This window comes from bacterium SCSIO 12741 (genome assembly GCA_024398055.1).
GTDB lineage: Bacteria > Bacteroidota > Bacteroidia > Flavobacteriales_G > Salibacteraceae > SCSIO-12741.
Map to the genome: position 1 here is coordinate 3,585,556 of CP073749.1, position 18,713 is coordinate 3,604,268.

General features: G+C 44.3%; 14 protein-coding genes. 6 read left to right on the top strand and 8 right to left on the bottom strand.

Going from position 1 to position 18,713, the window contains the following annotated elements:
• Positions 1 to 19: 19 nt before the first annotated feature.
• On the top strand, positions 20 to 2,110 hold the full coding sequence (locus tag KFE98_15320; GenBank protein UTW61373.1) for a DUF5060 domain-containing protein: 2,091 nt from the start codon (positions 20 to 22) through the stop codon (positions 2,108 to 2,110).
• Positions 2,107 to 3,408: a T9SS type A sorting domain-containing protein gene (locus KFE98_15325; GenBank protein ID UTW61374.1), complete on the top strand. Its 1,302-nt coding sequence runs from the start codon at positions 2,107 to 2,109 to the stop codon at positions 3,406 to 3,408. Before KFE98_15320 ends, KFE98_15325 begins: the two co-directional genes overlap by 4 nt.
• 64 nt (positions 3,409 to 3,472) lie before the next feature.
• On the opposite strand, the gene KFE98_15330 is transcribed toward KFE98_15325, so the two are convergent.
• The 6 genes from KFE98_15330 to KFE98_15355 all read right to left on the bottom strand — a co-directional run bounded on the left by KFE98_15330 (position 3,473) and on the right by KFE98_15355 (position 10,710).
• Complete coding sequence (locus KFE98_15330; GenBank protein ID UTW61375.1) at positions 3,473 to 4,492, bottom strand: hypothetical protein; 1,020 nt, start codon at positions 4,490 to 4,492, stop codon at positions 3,473 to 3,475.
• Between the two features lie 55 nt (positions 4,493 to 4,547).
• On the bottom strand, positions 4,548 to 5,495 hold the full coding sequence (locus tag KFE98_15335; GenBank protein UTW61376.1) for a carbon-nitrogen hydrolase family protein: 948 nt from the start codon (positions 5,493 to 5,495) through the stop codon (positions 4,548 to 4,550).
• A gap of 77 nt (positions 5,496 to 5,572) precedes the next feature.
• Positions 5,573 to 6,226: a hypothetical protein gene (locus KFE98_15340; GenBank protein ID UTW61377.1), complete on the bottom strand. Its 654-nt coding sequence runs from the start codon at positions 6,224 to 6,226 to the stop codon at positions 5,573 to 5,575.
• 109 nt (positions 6,227 to 6,335) lie between these two features.
• Positions 6,336 to 7,784: an oligosaccharide flippase family protein gene (locus tag KFE98_15345; GenBank protein ID UTW61378.1), complete on the bottom strand. Its 1,449-nt coding sequence runs from the start codon at positions 7,782 to 7,784 to the stop codon at positions 6,336 to 6,338.
• A gap of 11 nt (positions 7,785 to 7,795) precedes the next feature.
• Positions 7,796 to 9,085: a hypothetical protein gene (locus tag KFE98_15350; protein ID UTW61379.1), complete on the bottom strand. Its 1,290-nt coding sequence runs from the start codon at positions 9,083 to 9,085 to the stop codon at positions 7,796 to 7,798.
• Positions 9,082 to 10,710 carry a hypothetical protein gene (locus KFE98_15355; protein ID UTW61380.1) on the bottom strand — a complete coding sequence of 543 codons (1,629 nt, stop codon included), beginning with the start codon at positions 10,708 to 10,710 and terminating at the stop codon, positions 9,082 to 9,084. The genes KFE98_15350 and KFE98_15355 overlap by 4 nt, the downstream gene beginning before the upstream one ends.
• A gap of 90 nt (positions 10,711 to 10,800) precedes the next feature.
• Here KFE98_15355 and KFE98_15360 point away from each other — a divergent pair, with 90 nt between their 5' ends.
• From KFE98_15360 to KFE98_15375, 4 genes are all read left to right on the top strand, one after another.
• Positions 10,801 to 11,268 carry a hypothetical protein gene (locus tag KFE98_15360; protein UTW61381.1) on the top strand — a complete coding sequence of 156 codons (468 nt, stop codon included), beginning with the start codon at positions 10,801 to 10,803 and terminating at the stop codon, positions 11,266 to 11,268.
• Positions 11,269 to 11,351: 83 nt separating this feature from the next.
• Complete coding sequence (locus KFE98_15365; GenBank protein UTW64724.1) at positions 11,352 to 11,930, top strand: radical SAM protein; 579 nt, start codon at positions 11,352 to 11,354, stop codon at positions 11,928 to 11,930.
• 176 nt (positions 11,931 to 12,106) lie between these two features.
• Positions 12,107 to 14,023, top strand: a complete 1,917-nt coding sequence (locus KFE98_15370) for a PD40 domain-containing protein (GenBank protein ID UTW61382.1) — start codon at positions 12,107 to 12,109, stop codon at positions 14,021 to 14,023.
• Entirely contained in the window at positions 14,024 to 15,439 is a 1,416-nt protein-coding gene (locus KFE98_15375) for a hypothetical protein (GenBank protein ID UTW61383.1), read from the top strand.
• A 1-nt stretch (position 15,440) separates the two neighbouring features.
• Here the strand turns inward: KFE98_15375 and KFE98_15380 are convergent, their stop codons facing one another.
• Both KFE98_15380 and KFE98_15385 read right to left on the bottom strand, forming a co-directional pair.
• Entirely contained in the window at positions 15,441 to 16,940 is a 1,500-nt protein-coding gene (locus tag KFE98_15380; protein ID UTW61384.1) for a T9SS type A sorting domain-containing protein, read from the bottom strand.
• 54 nt (positions 16,941 to 16,994) lie between these two features.
• Complete coding sequence (locus tag KFE98_15385) at positions 16,995 to 18,587, bottom strand: hypothetical protein (protein ID UTW61385.1); 1,593 nt, start codon at positions 18,585 to 18,587, stop codon at positions 16,995 to 16,997.
• Positions 18,588 to 18,713 lie beyond the last annotated feature (126 nt).

An 18,713-nucleotide genomic window follows, 5' to 3' on the forward strand; every position in this document is an offset into this window, starting at 1 on the left:
ATCAAACATTTTTATGTCAATGAGAACGTTATTGATTGCCTGGCTTTGCCTTGCATTCACTCCATTCACTTATGCCCAAATTGAGCGGTTCCAAAAATTTGAGCATACCATTAACCCCAGTAGTATTCCAGGCCCTTATCAGCCCTTGTACAGTACCAAAAATCCTTTTGATAAGCGGGAGGTTATCCTTAGGGCCACGGTATATGCACCTAGCGGAACGACTCATAACGTAGAAGGTTTCTTTTACGGAAACTACACCATCAACACACTGAACAATTCACCTCATGCCATGTGGCCATTTATGCCCGGGCAATCGATGTCTAACCAAATTTCTAATTCCTGGAAAGTTCGATTTACACCCGAAGAGGTGGGGAATTATGTAATTAAACTGGGTTTCTATTTCCCCAATGAAAACTTATATGTTCCTATTCCAAACGTTAGCTTTTCTTCCCTTACTGAATCAAAACCCAATTCCAGCTTTATTCGGCTGAATAACGGATTTGATTACAGCTATGACAACGGGCAAGTTTATCACCCGATCGGACTAAACGTACCAGGCAATCCGGCGTGGGGACAAAGCAGTGGACCGAAAGTCAATTTCTTTGAGACCATCTTTCAGCGCTTTGATGAAAACGGTGTTAATCACGCTCGGATATGGATGAATTATGCTGGAACAATGGCCATTCAAGGAATTGGTTATACCTATGGTTGCGAACCCTATCTCTATCGATTCAACCTGGCCGATGCTTATGCCTTCGACCAGGTTTTTGAGTTAGCCGAGCAATACAACATAACTCTGAAAATCAGTTTCTTCAATGCCAACAATTTTACCCAAGGAGATTTCTGGAATAAATACAATGCTTACAATGCCAATGTAGCGCCACCTGGCCCTGGAGTTTGCCAAACGCCTGTAGGTGGCCCTTGTAATTCAGAAATCGACTTCTTTACCAATACCGAAGCCTTCGCCTTGCAGAGCAATGTGGTGCGCTACATTATCGATCGCTATGGATATAGCACTCAGGTCATTCAATGGGAAATTTTCAATGAAATCGATCAAATTTGGAATGAGGGACATATTACTTCCGCCGATATTCCTCATTTGGTGACTTGGCACAATGCTATGGCTTCGATTGTTCGTGATCACGATGTGTATAATCGTGCTTTAGGAACCAGCTATATTGGTTTTGAGGATGAGGTAGGAGCCCATCAGTTGGGAATGGACCCATCCATGGATTTGGTTTCCTTACATGTGTACTTGAACCAATGGGAAAACCGGTCACCCGACCAGATTTTCTATTCTCCAGCCAACTTTAGCACCAAGATTTCTCTTCTTCGTCAGAAGTTTCCAGGTAAACCCGTTTGCCTCAATGAAATGGGCTCCTTGCAAATGAATGGAATGCCCTTTAGTATGAATTATACGGAATACGATCCTCATGGATTTAGTATTCATACCGATATCTGGACCAGTTTTTTTGACGCCGATCTCGGTGCAGGAATGAATTGGACGGTAGAGCATTTTATAAGTCGAACCAGTTCGTTTCATGGTGCATTAAACAACTTGGTTCAGTTTAGGGGGCTTCGATCCTTTGTAGATCAGGTTCCGGCCAAAAAAGGAGTTAAGCGTGAGGTGGTTCACGAAGAGAATTACTTCTTAAGGTGGTTAACCACGCCCGAAAATCAAATCTTTGGTTGGTACCAGGATAAGGCAGGAACGATTAATAACCTTATTCGATCCGGTAGTACGGGATTAAATGCATCATCCGCTCCCGTGATGGAACCTTATGTTCATACGCCCAATTCCGCGAACAGACCAAGTTTCAAGGCCAACGGTTACTTTTCGGTGAGCATCCCAATTCCATACGCCAATTACGAAATCAAGTGGTATGACACCCGTACTGGTAATTTGATTCAAACCGATCGTCAGGTAGGAGGATGCAATGAACTTAACTTGAGTCTGCCATGGTTGATCAAACAAACCTCCCGATACATGGATGCCGCTTTTGTTATTGAACCTATTTCCATGTCAGAGGATTGGCAAAAGGTATGGACCAATCACGCTACAGGTAATCTGGGGGATTCACTCAAATCAAAGATTCCGACAAGTTTTTGACCGGTGATTTTAACCGAAACGGAAGAGAAGAACTATTGTGGATTAGAACCGATCAGAACGCAGGAATGAATACCCATGCTACTTTCGAATACATTAGCGGAAACTGGAGTCCGGTTTGGTCCAATTTAGGTGGATCCCATGTGGTGAATTCCTCTTTTGATGCGGTCTACTCAGGCACCCGATTGATCGTTGGTGATTTTGATGGAGATGGAGGTGATGATATCCTGGCTGTCCCTCAATCCGGTTTGATCAAAATGTACAAATACGACAATGGAGATTTTGTGCTGCATCATACCATTCCTTCTGGTCATGCTGTTTATCCCTACCGAGAAGGATTGGCCGCCGGAAATCTGGATGGTGGATCTGAAGACGAGTTATTGGGGCATATTGAAAATGGCTGGACTACTATTTTCAAATACCTGAACGGAAACTTCGTATGGTTCGATTCCGACCAGGGGACAAGCTCCGTTAAACCTTATCCAACGGGAAGTATTCGTATGGCGGATGTAGATGACGATGGAAAAGATGAAATGATTGCTCTTGGAAACTGGGGAACCCTGTTTAATTACGACAATGGAAACTTTTCCTGGGCTTGGTCTACCAATGGTTCCAACAGCTTTGGCGGCTGGAATTATCCCTTGGTAAGCGGAGATGTTATGCTCTTTGGTCAGTTAGATTCGGATACCAGGGAAGAGGTGATGTTTATTCAGCGAGGAGCGGCCGCTTATTGGGCTGCAACTTTGGATTTACAGATTCATCCGGTAACAGGGGCTCATTCCTGGAACTGGAATTGGACGGCCAACAATGCGAATGCTGGGGTACATCCTTATATTAATGACTGGCCCATCAATGCCGGTACTTCGCCAACGAGCTATGTAATGATTCAGGCTGAGAAGTGGCAACCTCATTATTTGCTTTGTTTCCGAAGAGGCACCTGTGCACCGAACACGAAGTACCTGGTGAGCATGTACCGTTCTGAGCCAGGAGCCAATCGTTCGGCCGATGCTGAAGCCATGATAACGGCTACAGAAGAATCTGAAGTGAAAGAGCCATCTTCCTGGAAAATCTACCCGAATCCGGCAAAAGATCAAGTATTCATCGAATGGAGCGATCCTTCTGAGGAAACTACCATTCGGGTATACAATGCCTCCGGAGCTCTGGTTCTACAGGAAGCCATTTCTATAGAATCGGGAAGAGCGTATAAACTCGATGTGTCTTCCTATCCTACAGGAGTATACCAGGTAGTTAGTTCCTCTTCGGCGGGAACTCAAACCAAGCAATTGATTATTACCAAATAAGTCGAGTAACTATTAATGCAAAGCCCACTGAGATATCGATCCAGTGGGCTTTTTTTATGGGTTTTTAGAAAGTCTGGTGCCAGGTCGTTATGGCTGTCATCACCTCCGTCCAATGAGGACCTTGCTTATAATCGGGGCGACCCTCTTTAAGTTCAAAGAAATTGTGGTTCCAACCTTCGAAGGGCTTTAGGGTAAAATTGGTTTTCCCTTGTTCAATCAGTTTGAGCGGGATTAGATCGCAGTTTTCGGCGCCGATATCTTCGGTTCCATATCCAATGTACATCGGAGCTTCTATTTTCAATAAATACGGTGTATAATCAATGGAGAAAGAGGTCCAGCTTAGGTGTCCTTTTTCCACATTGTCGGGATCCTGGTGTATGGCTCTCCATTGCTCGTAATATTCTTCAAGCTGTTTCTGGTATTGTTCACCGTTAATTTGTCCAGATCTCAGCTTTACCCGAGCCTTTCGAATAAATTCATCAAAGCGTCCAAAGGCATTAAAACCGAGGAGGGAAACCGAAGTAATCTGTTCATTCTCGGCGGCGACCACAGCGGCGATTTTTGCACCTTGAGAATGTCCCACCAAATGGATTTCCTGAGCATTAACCCAAGGCTTGTTTCTTAAATCCTGAATGACCTGTTGGGTTCGCTGTACAAATTGATCCAAGTGATTGTCCTCAAGATAGGATCGACTGAATGATTTGGGCTGGGAAGCATCGGGAACGTAACAGTATTGTCGGTTGAGGTGTGTTTTGTCCACGACCAATGGAGTGTGGGGCATGGAAATGACTACGATTTGATAGTCCTTCGTGAGTTTGCGGTAGTCAAAAGGAAGGTTGATATGATAGAAGCTATCCAGATCGAAAACGAGCGGAACAGGAAGGGAACCCTGTAAAAAGAGTAGGGTAGGTTTGGTAGTTTGCTTGTCTGCCTTTCCAACGACCAAATAGTTAATCGTATCGGACTTTGAGGTAATCTGGAAGGACTGAGCATCCGTGCCGGGAATGGGGTTTTGAGCTAGAAGGGGACCGATAGAAAATAGGAGAAGCAAGGCTAGCACGGTGGAAAGCGTAGATGTATTCATCAATGGATGGGGGTATTAAATAATAAGACTGTTTGAACAGGGCGTAAAACCCGAATTACAAAAAGTTCACAGCAGCCTGCCTTTCCCGGTTAACGATCAACTTGGTTACATCAGGCCGGGAGTAGTGTCCAACCGGGTCAAAATTCTGGCGTTCTTCCAATACCCGATTAAAATCCAAGTTGGCGGTAAACAATCCTTCCTCGTTTACCACTGGTGCAACAATCCACTCGCCATTGGGAGCGGCTATACAAGAACCGCCATCCACCAAAACATCGGGAGCGTCGGCTATGATTTTATCGTAATGTGGAATGTCCTCCGGGATGTCTTCTTTTCGGAGTACCCCGCTTACGGATACCGAAAAGGAGCGCCCTTCTTTAGCCAGAAAGGGAGTGATATCTTCCGTATTTCTAAGACAGCCTGGCCACACGGCTATGTGCAAATTCTCGCCTTGTCCATACAGAGCAGTGCGGCTCAAAGGCATCCAATTTTCCCAGCAGTTTAACCCGCCAACCCGGAAAGGACCTATATCATGAACTTGCAGGCCATGACCATCACCGGGGGACCAAGACAGTCGTTCTTCGTAGGTGGGTTGAAGTTTACGATGGACCGATCGAATACTTCCCTCAGCATCGATGTAAACCAGGGAACAGTATAAGCTGTGACCTCCGCGATTTTGAGCCCGCTCAATGATTCCCAGATAAATGGCAATTTGTTCCGTTCGTGCTAATTCGCAGATTTCATCCAAATCACCGGATTCAATTTGAACCGCATTTCGAATATAGTGGGCATGGATCTCCTTTTGGATGATGGAATTGAACTCAGAAGCATGGGTCAAGGACAGCCAGAATGGATATCCAGGAACCATAGCTTCTCCAAATACGACAAGTCCACATTCCTCCTGGCTCGCCTTAAGGACGTATTCCTTCACCTTGTCCAGGGTTTTGTTGCGATCCAACAAAACAGGGGCAATCTGCGCCATTCCGATTTTAAGAAGATTTTCCATACCAGGTGTTTTAGGATAAGACCACTAAGATGCAAAATGATCTGCATTCCCAGGTGCGCGTTTAACCAGGTGCGCGTTTAAACGCGTACCTGGTCATTTGAAATGTATTTATCAATGATCTTCGAATCGATTTTGAACTTATACATTAAGCCACTTGAGATGATTAAAATCGAACCTAAAAATCCAAAGTAGACAAAGAACTCAGAATAATTTTCTGGGTAAATCCACTTTACGGAGTATTTTACGGAAAGGATTAGAAAACCAGTAACTCCCAACCCTACAGCTATTCGGTTTTTTATTTTCCAATTACAGATTTTCAGAATGATCTCGTACATGTCCGCATTTTGAGGAGCCTCAAGATCTTGCAAGTGTTTAAAAATGGGTTTGGCTTTAGCAAATTGTTTCTGTTCCATAAGAGAATATCCCTTACTCCAGCAGGCTTGATTATATGAAACTTCTTGAGTTAAATCGATGTCCATTTGATTATGATTGGTTTCATAAAGATTTATTACCCGATTAAGGATGGCTATAGCAGTTTTGTGTTTTCCCGAGAACGAATAAGTTTGACCAATTTCAGATAGCATACTCAGGTATCTTTTTAACTCGTTTGGATGGACAGGTTGAAAGGAGATGAAAAAGGACTTGTTCATTTCATAAAATGGAAGAAGTTGATCAGTATCAAATGGGGTAATGTTCAGGTATTCTTTTTCTAAGGATTGGAAGGTGGACATTGATTCAAATTTCCTAACGAATATAATTTGTTTCGGCCGACCCAGGTGCGCGTTTGACCAGGTGCGCGTTTAAACGCGTACCTGGTCCTAAATCCGAATGAGACTTGGATTAGCTTTTCCAAATGACGCGTCGTGCCTCCAGTAAAAGCGATTTACTAAGAATTCCAGAAAATAGCACCAGCAACAAATAGCCGACCAAACTGGTTCCAAAGAGCATCCAAAAAGGCACGGTCCATACTTCCAGGGTATCGATCAAAATGTAGGCTGCAAGCATGACGGGGATAAACCGAATCCAAAGCTTACCGAAATGGGGAATGTAGCCCTTGTAAACGCAATAGATAAATGTTCCAAGACCGCAACTGGCCTGGGCGATCAGGGTAGCCAAGGCAGCGCCTTCGGCTTGGTAATCGGGAATGGCGAAAAGGTTGAAAACAAAATTCAGAACAAAGGATATTCCGGTAATCACCATCATGGCTTTTAGCTCCCCAGCTGCGGTAAGTACGGTGCCAAATAAAGACGCCATCACCAAAAACAACCAGGAAGTCATTAACCAGGAAAAGGCCGTAAAACTTTGAGCATCAGGATCGCTGTACAACATGTGAATGATGTCTTCCCGAAAAAACCAACCACCCAGTAGAACGAAGCCCGCTGGAATAAACAACAACCTGATAGATAGTTGAATGAGGTCCAAAATAGGCTCTTTTTGAAACAGCATTCGGGAGAGTAGGGGAAAGAGTATGGCGGTGAACAGGAAGGTAAAGTTGTTCAGCATATCGAGTATCCGATAACCATGGGCATAAACCCCTGAATAGAATTTACCGTCGGATAGCAAACGCTCGAGCATGATGGCATCCAGCCGGCTATACATGCTCATAAAAAGAATAATAAAGGCGAAAGGAAGGCTGTTTTTAAGCAGTGTTATCACATAGTCCCGGCTAAGGGAAAAGGATAACCCGGAGCCCATGCTATGGGCAATGACGCCAATGAGAATTGTGGCTATTAACAGGGATGCCGTTTGAGAATACACCAACCATTCAATTTGAAAACGATCATCTATTCCCCATATTAAATAGGCGCAAATCCCTATAAGCAATAAGCGATCAAAAACCGAGGCAATACTATCCCAGGTAAATCGCTGGAGGCCGGATATATTGGACCGGAAAAAGAGCAGAAGGGATGTAAGGAATTGATTGATGGTGAGAAAAAAGAGTAGTTGAAATTCGGTGCCGTCATAACCCAGAAACCAGCCAACGGAAAGGGTAACAATCAAGTAAAGACCGCCCAAGCCTATTTTGATTCCAGTAAGTTTGGTCAGGTTGTCTTTCAAAAAATCCGCTTCCCGAGCTACCGAGCGATTGTTGTAATTCGTTATGCCTAAATCCAACAGGGAATTGAACAGGTAGGAGAAATTGAACAAGGCAAAATACAGCCCGTAATTTTCCGAACCTACCTCGTTTTGAACGGTCCGGTCAATCCCAAAAATCCAAAAGGGTTTGACCAGCAAATTGAGAAACAGCAGCAAGAGGACATCAAACAGAAAGCGTCGATTGGTACTCATGGCAAAAGGGCTTACCTAAATTTCCAATGGAATCCGAAATGAACGTTGGATCCGCTCAGGTAATCCGGACTCATCATGGCGATTAGGTTTCGCGATCCGATCAAAAAGTTGAATTTTTCGTGATCAATTCCAAATCCTAAACCGAGGCCCACGAATCCGTAACCCGCCACACTTTCATAGAAATTCATGGTGTAGTTCCAGGCGCCCGGATCTTTGTTGATACGAACAAACTGACTGGAGGCGATGTAGGGTAATTGATGGGCGTTGAACCGGTAATCAATCATGTTTTTTAGCAATACCCGATCGTTAAGCTGCTCAATGTGGTAGATGGCAATACGAGGATTGAGCATACGGGTAAAAGAACCACCTTTTCTTTCTTTTACAAACTTGCCTTCAAGGTCATCAGGCACTTGATCGTTGAAGAGTGAGTCTGAAATATCGAAGAGGTTAGGAGCATCAATTCCCGTCCAAGTGTATTCACCGTCAACGGTATACTCAACACTCCGATCGTTCCAGGAGATAAATCCGAGATCATTGACTTCAAAACGGATTTCACCGGCACCGTCGTGTTTTTTGAAAAGATCCAGTCGCTTGGCCAAGAAGAGGTCAATCGAAGCTCCATATCCGTTAATGTCGAAAATGTTGCGTGAATTGGTATCGCTACTGTAAATGCTTCCTTTGGCAAATCCATGCAGGGTATCGCCAATAGAGGAGGTGTACACACCACTTTTTTCACTGCTGATATCCAGGTAACGGTTACCCATCAAAAAGCCAACAGCGGCTCCGTAAGTCCAGTTAGGAGTTTGGCGAATGACTCCGTATTGAACCTGCATATACTGCATCAATTCAACCTCCAGGTAGTCGAGATCTGCAGTAGTTCCTGCAAATTGTTTGTTACCCAAAGCGGTAAGTAGAAATACATCTCTTCCAAAACCTGAAACCACCGATCGACGAACTCCAGCGGTTACAAAATGGGTTAAGCCGGTAGAATCCGTACTATTTTTTCCCTTGTAAGAAGCGTAAATTCTTTCGGTTTCCTGATTACCTGCGCGGTTTCGTTTAAACAGCCGTCCTTTCATACTCTCCTGAGACGATCGCGAAAGGGTCGTCTTAAAGAGTTGATTGTAGTACATGCTGTTGCTAATCACATTGGAGTTAAAATGGTTTTCAAACCATACCCCCACTTTGATCTGAGACGAATCATCCAGGGAGTAGTCGCCCAGGGAAAAGTCGCTTTGAGCTTGAATGCCGGATCCCAATAACAAACCGGCGAACACTAGAAGTAGAATACTCTTTTTCATCGCAAACTGGTGTTGTATTTGAAATCTCCGACAACCTTGACTTCACAATCATAATCGGCATAAATTTTGGCATGTTGATCTCCCGATTTCGTATCCAGGGTTAACCGGATAATGGCTCGCTCCGCCCGAAAGAACGCATCAATCGCTTCTGGGGTGGCCGGAGCCTTGATCAAGGAATGGATCGGCGCTGTTGTTCGGCCATTGGCGTCAGGAACGGCACCTTCAATTTTTGCACCTTCTTCCAAAAGATCGATCAGTTTTCTGCCACTGGCATCAATCAAAGTCATTTGTAACTTGGCATCGAAGGGATAGCGATTGTAGCAATGCACGTTGAGGTAGCCTCCCACGATGTTGTTGAGATTATCATCTCGATCTCCGGGCATAAAATCCGCGGTATCTACCAGGGCCAGTTCATTGGCAATCAAACACAACGGAATGTCTGCATCGAGCATGGCCGTTATACCGGTTCCCGCAAAAATGTAATCGTTACTACCTGAAATGTTTCCTCTGGGATTAATGGTAAATTCAATGTCGTAAGCAATGCTGTCCAAAAAGGACTCGATCATTTTATCCACATTCGAATTCGAGGTGTTCATGTTGTATTCATACCGGGTAGCCACAGTGTGTGGAAAGGGGATGGAATAATCTTCCCGGGCCCGGTTGATGTTGAGCGATGTACCGATTAAGTCACCTTGTAAATCAACACTTTCATTGGTTTTGCTATTAATGCCTGTTAAGGAATTAACCCGTGCAGTTATGTCAGCTCCCACTTCATTGATCAGGGTAAAGTTGAGGTTCACTTCTTCCAAATCCATGGTACCCGAGGTAATTCGGTCAAAAAGGTCCAATCGTTGATCGGTTGAAGAGGCTTCTGACACCACTTGGGTAAAGAAGTAGCCTTTACCGTAGTCTGGAACAATATCACGGAAACCAATTTCGAAATTCACATAATCACTTGGTCCATAGGGGTAGGTCGTAGATGGATTCAACGGATCGGTAAATTCTACTACGAAATAGGAAAAGATGGTGTTGTAGTCTTTTTTGTCCACTCCGGTAAGGTCCATTTCATAACCGCTAAGGTCTATGTTCACCGATACTACGGTGGGATTGGTCAATGACGGAGAGGCGGGTATGATCGTTTTAACGGATAGGAATTGTCCACCTTTTTGGGCCGAAGGCATAATGAAGGTTACTTCCGTTTCTTCCGTGATGGAGGAAATAACATTAAAATCTATGGAACCCGATTTGATTCGGGCCGTAGTCAGGTCCATTACATCGATTCGGAAGGAATTATCACTCGTATCCGAAATCAAGGGAACCGTCTTGTCCCAATTGATGGTTACTGCTGGACCGCGGTTTACTTGCGTTACGGTAGTATCAGGAAAGTCCAGATCATCGTCCACCTTAAAGGTGGTGATGGTGTCTTCGTAAACTACATGCAACACGTTGTCCGTTCCCGGCACTAAAAGGGAATCAGCAAAAATATTTTCCAGGTTCAAATTGGAGTGGACCAGAGGCACCAAAGCGTCTATAGTCCAGCCGTCTCGTTGTCTATTGCAGCCTAAAACCAGCAGCGCAGCAACCAGGAAATAGACCAATGACCATTTTTTACGTCCTAAAATCATAGAAGGAGGTAAAAATAGAAATTATACTTTTCAAGTATTGTTTATTTTTGAACGCAGAGAATTTCCGTAGGGAGGGAGAGACTCAAACAGATGAGTAAAACAAGTGCGAATAGTTCTGACATTAGGACCCGTTTTAAACTGGACCTAAGTTTTTTTCCGGCTTGGTTGATTACGTTTATATCTACCTATGCCATTTCCTATGTCTGGCACGGCATTCTTCTCAACGATCTTACCCGAATAGCCTATCCTAAAGACCTGTTTTTGCTCATGGTAGCGGTGGTCTATTTTGTGATATCTTTTGTAATCACCTTCCTGATTAAAGTGATGACTTCTCCGGATAAAGGAGTTCTACGTGGAATTTGGATCGGTGGGTCTGTTGGGGCATTTATCTATCTGATAGCCTTTGTATTCGGAATTTCTTTCTACGCCAACCCTTCATTGGAGCACATTCTTCTGGATGCCTGCTGGCAAGTAGTGGAGCAGAGCTTTGGAGCTATTGTAGCAGCTTCGGTTTTAACCCTGGCTACTTCCATGTCGAAGGTGAAAACCTTGGATTGATCCGTAAAATCCCTTTTCCTTTTTTTAATTGAGTGTACTTTTGCCGCGTTTCTATGACAACGCATCTACATGAGTTTCCGGTGATGGAACATTTCCACACCATTCAGGGTGAAGGACACCATGCTGGTAAAGCTGCCTATTTTATTCGCATTGCCGGATGCGATGTGGGCTGTCCCTGGTGCGATGTAAAAGAAAGCTGGGACGATCAATACCCCAAAGCTTCCGTCCAAACCATGATCGAATGGGTAAAGGAAAGCGGAGCAAAAAACGTGGTGATCACCGGTGGAGAACCCAGTTTGTACGACCTTTCTGAATTGACTCAACAATTTAGAACGGCAGGATTTAATCTTTGGCTTGAAACCTCCGGAGCTTACGAACTGACTGGTGAATGGGATTGGGTTGTATTGTCGCCCAAGCGAAGAAAACAGCCGCATCCAAGCAATTGGAACAAGGTCGATGAATTTAAAGTAGTAGTCGTGCGTCCTCCCGATTTGGAATGGGCATCGAATTTGGCAGAAAACCTTCCCGATTCAGCGGCCTGGTATTTGCAACCTGAATGGAGTAGGGAAGAAGAGGTGCTGCCCAGAATTATCAACTTCGTTAAAGAAAATCCCGATTGGAGTATTTCTCTCCAGACGCATAAGTATATGCGGATTCCTTGAAATCGTTTGAATTTTGAATTCTGAATTCTGAAATTCGAAATCTGAGGGTGCTTTTGGTGTGTTTGTGCCTTGTTTACCACAAAATTCAATATTCAACATTCAAAATTCAGAATTTCGCCAGATTGAAGTTGGTAAGGGTTTTGTATCATTGTCGTTTACCGGTAATGGATTTGTATATGGATAAAATCTGGAAGTATACGTGTAGTTTGATTGTGTTGATGCTGATGGCAGGAAGTCTTTCAGCCCAATACACCAGTAGAGATAAGAAAGCCGTGAAAATCTTTGAAGAAGGCCGCATCCACTATTCCCGGATGGAAATGACGGAAGCTGCTGAGTTTTTTAAGCTGGCTTTGGAGCGCGATCCTGCCTTTATTGAACCTGCATTGGCGCTGGGGGATATCTATTACCGCAGCAAGCAATATGAGCTGTGTATCGAATACTTTGGTAAGGCCCTTGAAATTGATCCTTATTTCAAGCCTATGCTCTACATGCGATTGGCGGATGCAGAGCGCAAACTAAGTCGGTTTGATGCAGCGAAAGCTCATTTGGAAACATTTGCCTCATTGGGAAATATGCCTCCCGAAATTCGGGCGTCATTCGATCCCATGTACCGCAGCGTAAAATTTGCGGCCAAGGCGGTAAAAAATCCCGTTCCCTTTGACCCTAAAAACATGGGGCCTTCCATCAACACGGCAGAAGAGGATTACCACCCATCGTTAACGGTGGACAAGAGATTGTTTGTGTTTTCCCGCAAGACGCCTATACGAGCTAATGATGGCCGTGTTCGCTATCAGGAAGACTTGTATTACAGTACCGGCGATGGGACCGGAAAATGGAACCCTGCTAAGAATTTTAGAGGACCCATTAACACGACCCAAGCCAATGAAGGAGCCTCAAGTATTTCTCATGATGGGAAGTATTTGTTTTTTACCATTTGCCCTCCGATGGAACATTGCAACATCCATATTTCCTGGTTGGGAGCTAAAGGATGGGAACGTCCTGTAAAAATGCCACCTCCTGTAAATTCATCAGCTTGGGATGCTCACCCCAGTTTTTCACCTGATGGTAAGACGCTCTACTTTTCCAGCGCCCGAAAGGGGGGAAGAGGTAAGTCTGATATCTGGATGATTCGCCAAAACGATGATGGTAGCTGGGGAGAGCCTAAAAGTTTGCCCTTCAATACCTCAGGTTCAGAAATGACCCCATTTATGCATGCGGATGGAACCACGCTCTATTTCTCTTCAGATGGATTACCAGGAATGGGCGAGCATGACCTCTTTGTCGTAAAAATGGACTCCCGAGGAAACTGGGGTACTCCGCGTAACTTGGGATACCCAATCAACAGTATTGAAAATGAATACTCCATGATTGCCGATCCAGATGGACGTTTGGCCTATTTTGCCTCTGAGCGGGATGGTGGTTATGGTAAGTTGGATATTTACCAGTTTCTTCTTCCGGATTACGCACGTCCTATTACATCCAGCTACCTCTCGGGTGTGGTATTCGATTCAGAAACCAACGAAAAGTTAGATGCTGATGTAGAGTTGATCGATTTGGCTACTGAAAAAGTAATGATAAGAACCCAATCCGATAAGACCTATGGTACCTTCCTGGCGTCTTTGCCTTCTGAGCGAAACTATGCCTTGAATGTATCGCGAAAAGGATACCTTTTTTATTCCGAGAATTTTGCTTTGAAAAAGCAGACCAAAGCGGCTCCACGGAAGCTGGTAGTTCCATTGATCCCGATTAAAAAGGGAGCCCGTGTGGTATTAAGAAATGTGTTTTTCGAAACTGGAAAATATGACCTGCAACCCGAGAGTAGAGCGGAGTTGAATAAGCTGGTAAAGTACCTCGGACAGAATCCTGATTTAAGAATTGAAATTGGGGGGCACACCGATAATCAAGGTACGGCGGCTACGAACAAAACCCTAAGTGCGAACCGGGCCAAAGCGGTGTTCCAATATTTAGTCGATCAGGGCGTTGATTCTTCTCGTTTGGCATCTAAGGGATACGGCCAAGATGAACCCATTGCGGACAATGGAACCGAAGAAGGCCGTGCTCAAAATCGCCGAACTGAATTTACCATTCTGTAAGTGCAGGCTACATTAAATAAAATCCCCGATCGATACCTGATAGGGTTTTCCCTGTTGTTTGGTATGGCCTACTTTGGCTACTACATCATCACCATGGATTGGGTGAATGGGGGCGGAGACTCCTACAATCATTTTCTTTTTGCGCACTATGCTCCCCAACATCCCGAGCTGTTGCTCCACCATTGGGCGAAACCCTTGTTTACACTTTTGTTGGTTCCCTTTGCTATGGGATCGATAAAAGGTGCCGAGGTGTTCAATGTGCTTTTGGCTACGGGCTGTGGATTGATGGTTTTTGGCATGGCTCGCAAACTGGGTTACCGAAACGGTTGGTTGGCTTTGCTTTTGTTGCTGTTTAGCCCCATCGTTTATATCCACGTTTTTTCGGCTCTTACGGAGCCTTTAGGGGCCTTTATTCTTACGTTGGGACTCTACCTTACCCTGGACAAAAAATACATCTGGGGAGCCGTAGTTCTATCCTTTTTGCCCATCGTGCGAACAGAGACCTTCATTTTTGTTCCCATTTGGATCACTTATTTCTTACTGGTTCGTCAATGGAAAGCCATTCCTTTTCTGGCATCAGGCTTTGTTATTTATAGCCTGGTTGGTGGATGGTACTATGGAGATTGGTTGTGGTTGATTAACCAGAATCCTTATCAAGGGGCAGCGGATATTTACCATTCTGGAAGCCTCATGCATTTTGCAGATAGTTACCAGCACATCACTCAACTTCCATTGGGATTGTTGATGCTCATTGGTATTGTGGCCTTACTTCCCTGGAAGGGAAAAGCATCCTGGAGTCAGCCTAAGTTTTGGTTTGAGTGGCAGGTCATTTTTATTGCTTTTGGTTATTTCTCTGCCCATTCAGTAGTTTGGTGGCTGGGTATAGGTGGTTCTGCCGGACTTATTCGGGTTATGCTGGTCATCGCTCCATTACTTGTTTTGCTTGGCATTAAGGGCTTCGATATTCTATCTGCACCGCTCAAGAAAGATTGGATGGTTAAGGTTTTTGGCTTGGCCATCATCGCCCTACTGCTGTATTACGATATGAGGCAATATAGACTTCCTCAGCAGCTGCATCCTGAGGATGAATTGGTTCAGTCCTTACTTCCCAAAGCTCAGGAGTGGAAAACAGAGGATAATCGGGTGTATTATGCGCATCCGGTCATTCCTTATTTTATGGAACTCAATCCCTACGACAAGTCTGAAACCATGAATCTGATTGAAAATGGTGGAGCCATGTTGGGGGAATTTCAGCCTGGAGATGTGTTCATTTGGGATTCTCATTTCTGCCCCAACGAGGTGCGGTTAACCGATAATCACATGCTGGTAGAGTTTGGATTGACCCTTACTGAAACCTACGAAAAGACTTGGGAACCCGACGGCAAATTTGAGATTCGAATTTACCGGAAAGAGTAAACTACTTCTGAAACCTCAAGGGTATATGCCCATCAATGACCAGAATGTAACTGCCCTGGGATAGACGACTAACATCTAAGGCAGCTTCTCCCTGAAAATCGATTTCATATTCTTCCAAAATACTTCCTCTAATATCGAGGATATGGAAGTTCATGGGGCCATTGATCGATGGGGCCTGAATGATAAGTCGATCGGATACCGGGTTAGGGTACAATTGAAATCCATCCGCTTGTGTTTCATGATTTTCAACCGCAACGGTGCGATCTAAAGTGGTGTCTTGAAAGCGGTAGGTTTCGGATAAGCCGTATCGCCAGGCATTGGTATCGCTGCGGTACTCGATAACTCCCATATCGCGGTATTGGTTTTCGAAACTTCCTACATCGCCAATTCCGTATCTACGACCATCTTTGATGCGGACGGTGTACATCTTCTTGTCATACCAGCCTTCACCAACCACAGGCCCGTACACCAACTGCATGTTGAAGTCGATACTAATGGTACGAGCACCAAAAATTCCTTTAGGTTCACCGTTTCCATGTGAATTGGTATGACCCATTGTAAAGTAGAGTGAGCTGCCTTCAACAATGTCGTACATCTCATCCGTCTTTTCGCCAAACAGTACATCAATATGGCGAACAAACTTACCTGTGCTATCGGCAACCATCACGTATTCGTTGTTGACTCCAAGTTTTTCATCTACTTCGATTCCAACCATTACGAATTCGCCCTTTTGATTTTCTATAATTCCGTGTCCTGAGCGACTTATAGGGTAGCTGTAATGTGCATCAAAAAGAATTTTTCCGGTTTCGTCCATCTTCACCAACCAGAAATTTTGAGGATTTCCATCCATCGAGGTGTCTTGACGGGCTCCACAAATGGCAAAGTTTCCATCTCGGGTTGGAATGATACGATTGAATTCGTCGTCACCTCCTGAACCCAGGTTCTTTTCCCATTCAAGATCGCCATTGGCCTTGATCTTAAAAATGTAGCCATCGGCCTTACCGTTGTCGGAGAAACTGTAGGTTTTGCCTACTACCAGGTATCCACCGTCTGAAGTGGGTTTAAGGTCATGGGCAAAATCCCAATCAAATCCACCCATGGTTCGCTCCCAAAGAAGCTTGCCACTGGGATCGGTTCCCAAAACATAGGCATCGTAGCCACCATTTCCAATACTGTTGGTGTAGCCGCAAATGACATAGCCGCCACCAATCGGTGAGATTTCCACAGCTCTACCTACTTCCAGGTGACCATGTCCTAAGGCTACAGACCAGGTTCTTTTAAGAGCCGAATCCGTTTTTACCAAATACACATCTGAATTTCCAGCGCCAAAGCTGCTGGTACTACCAACAAGAATAAACCCATTGTCTTGGGTCAATTCCATATCACGACCAAAGTCATCACGACCACCGCCGAATGAATACATGTAGGCAGAATCTACCTGAGCCTTGAGTCCTGTGGACAGCAAAAGGCCAAGAATTAAAAGTAGTCTGGTATCAAGCACGGGTTAAATTTACGGTTTCAAAGGCATATTTGAACTTTGAGGCAATTGAATTTTTCAATTCTGCGATTTTCGCTGCAGCAAACAAGAGTATGCAATCCCTTTTTCCACGCAGAAAACAACCTCATATTCGTCCTTTAAATTTTCTGGATCACACTCATTACCAAAATTCTTGCAGAGTACGTATTCCGATTCGCCTCGTGGCAAGGTATTTATTGCTGTGAATGGAATTGTAGAATTACGGTATCCAATGTAGGCATGGTTGAAGGCATATTTATCGAGGAATCCAACGTGAATGGATTTATCATAGATGTCGAGTTCTTCGATTTTTAACATGGCTTCCTGAAAGGATTCAACCCCATCCTTGTATCCGGAGGAAACGTCAAATATTTTTTCTTCCTGCCAGTCTACCACATTCCAGCTGATGGCCCCCACAAAAATGAGTACGGGAACGATGGTCCATTGTGCAAAGGATCGGTGGAGTAGTAAAGCTGAACCTCCTAAGAAAATCGGAATGAGGCAAAGCAAATACCTAAAGGTGAAGAAATTGATAGCCGAATATCCAATGAACAGGACGCAGGCCATCAAGCCGAAGGTTACCATTTTCTTTTCGTCACTCTGCTTTTTCCAGGGAATGAAAAAGGTGTAAACGAATCCTGCAATCATCACCGCACAAACCGGAATTACCCATTCATTGGGCACTTCCCAATAACCGAACAATACTTTGAGTAGGGAGCCTAATAATACGAGGTGAAAAATTCGAATTTTCCAGTTGCTGTATGGCCAAACTAAACCTATACTCAGCCATATACTTAAGGAAAGAAGGTAGCGCCCTTTGAATTCGAAAACACGTAGGTAGAAGTTTTGGAAATTGACCAGGATATCGTGGTACTCAAAATTGAGCATGCCTGTGTGCTCCGGAAAGAACACCCAGCCCTTTTCGAAATATTGCACCACAAAAAAAAGCACAGGAATAGCCAGCCCGGCCAAAATGGATAAAGAAGTTCTTATGACTTGACCTCGTTTTTCGCGAGAATAAAACAACCACTCACAAACGAGAAACAGGAACCAGAAAATGATGCCTGATTCCTTGGTCATTAAAAGAAGATTTAGGCTAAGGGCAAGGAGAATCAAGTTTCGTTTCAAATAGAAATAGAGGGAACTCAGAACAAATAGCCCCAACATAACTTCGGGCAAAATCTGGGTGGACTGCTGAAAAAACTCTGGCTGAGCTATCAAAGAGATTTCAACTAAAAAGATTAGAATCAAGGGCAACTTGAAGTGCCGCAAAACCAGGCCAAGAAAGACCAAGGATGAGGCAGAAACCAACAAGGCAAAAAGGCGAAGGGTAATCACCGAATCTCCAAAAATGACACCCCATAAGGCAAAGAGGTTATGAAAAAGAGTAGGATGACCTCTGGAAAGATCTACCGGAAGTGCATTTGGATCGAAGGAAACGCCGTGTTCGATTAAATAATGCACTGCTGGGTGATACACCCATATTTCGTCCCAATAACTGCCTAAGGAAAGAAAGGAGAACCTTAGAATAAATAGAAGGATTGTTGGTGCTAATAAAAGAATCCATACCCATGGACTATTGCCCGGAAGGTCTGTTCCATAGGAAAGAAGCGATTGAATTTTTTTCAGCATGTATGGCCTTCGTACTAAGCGGTGGCTAAAGTACATGAATTCTGAATCAGATAGCTAGGAAGGAAGAGTTCAAAATCAGCATTCCTTCTCTTTTCAAACCACCGTTCTATGAGCCATAATGCAAGG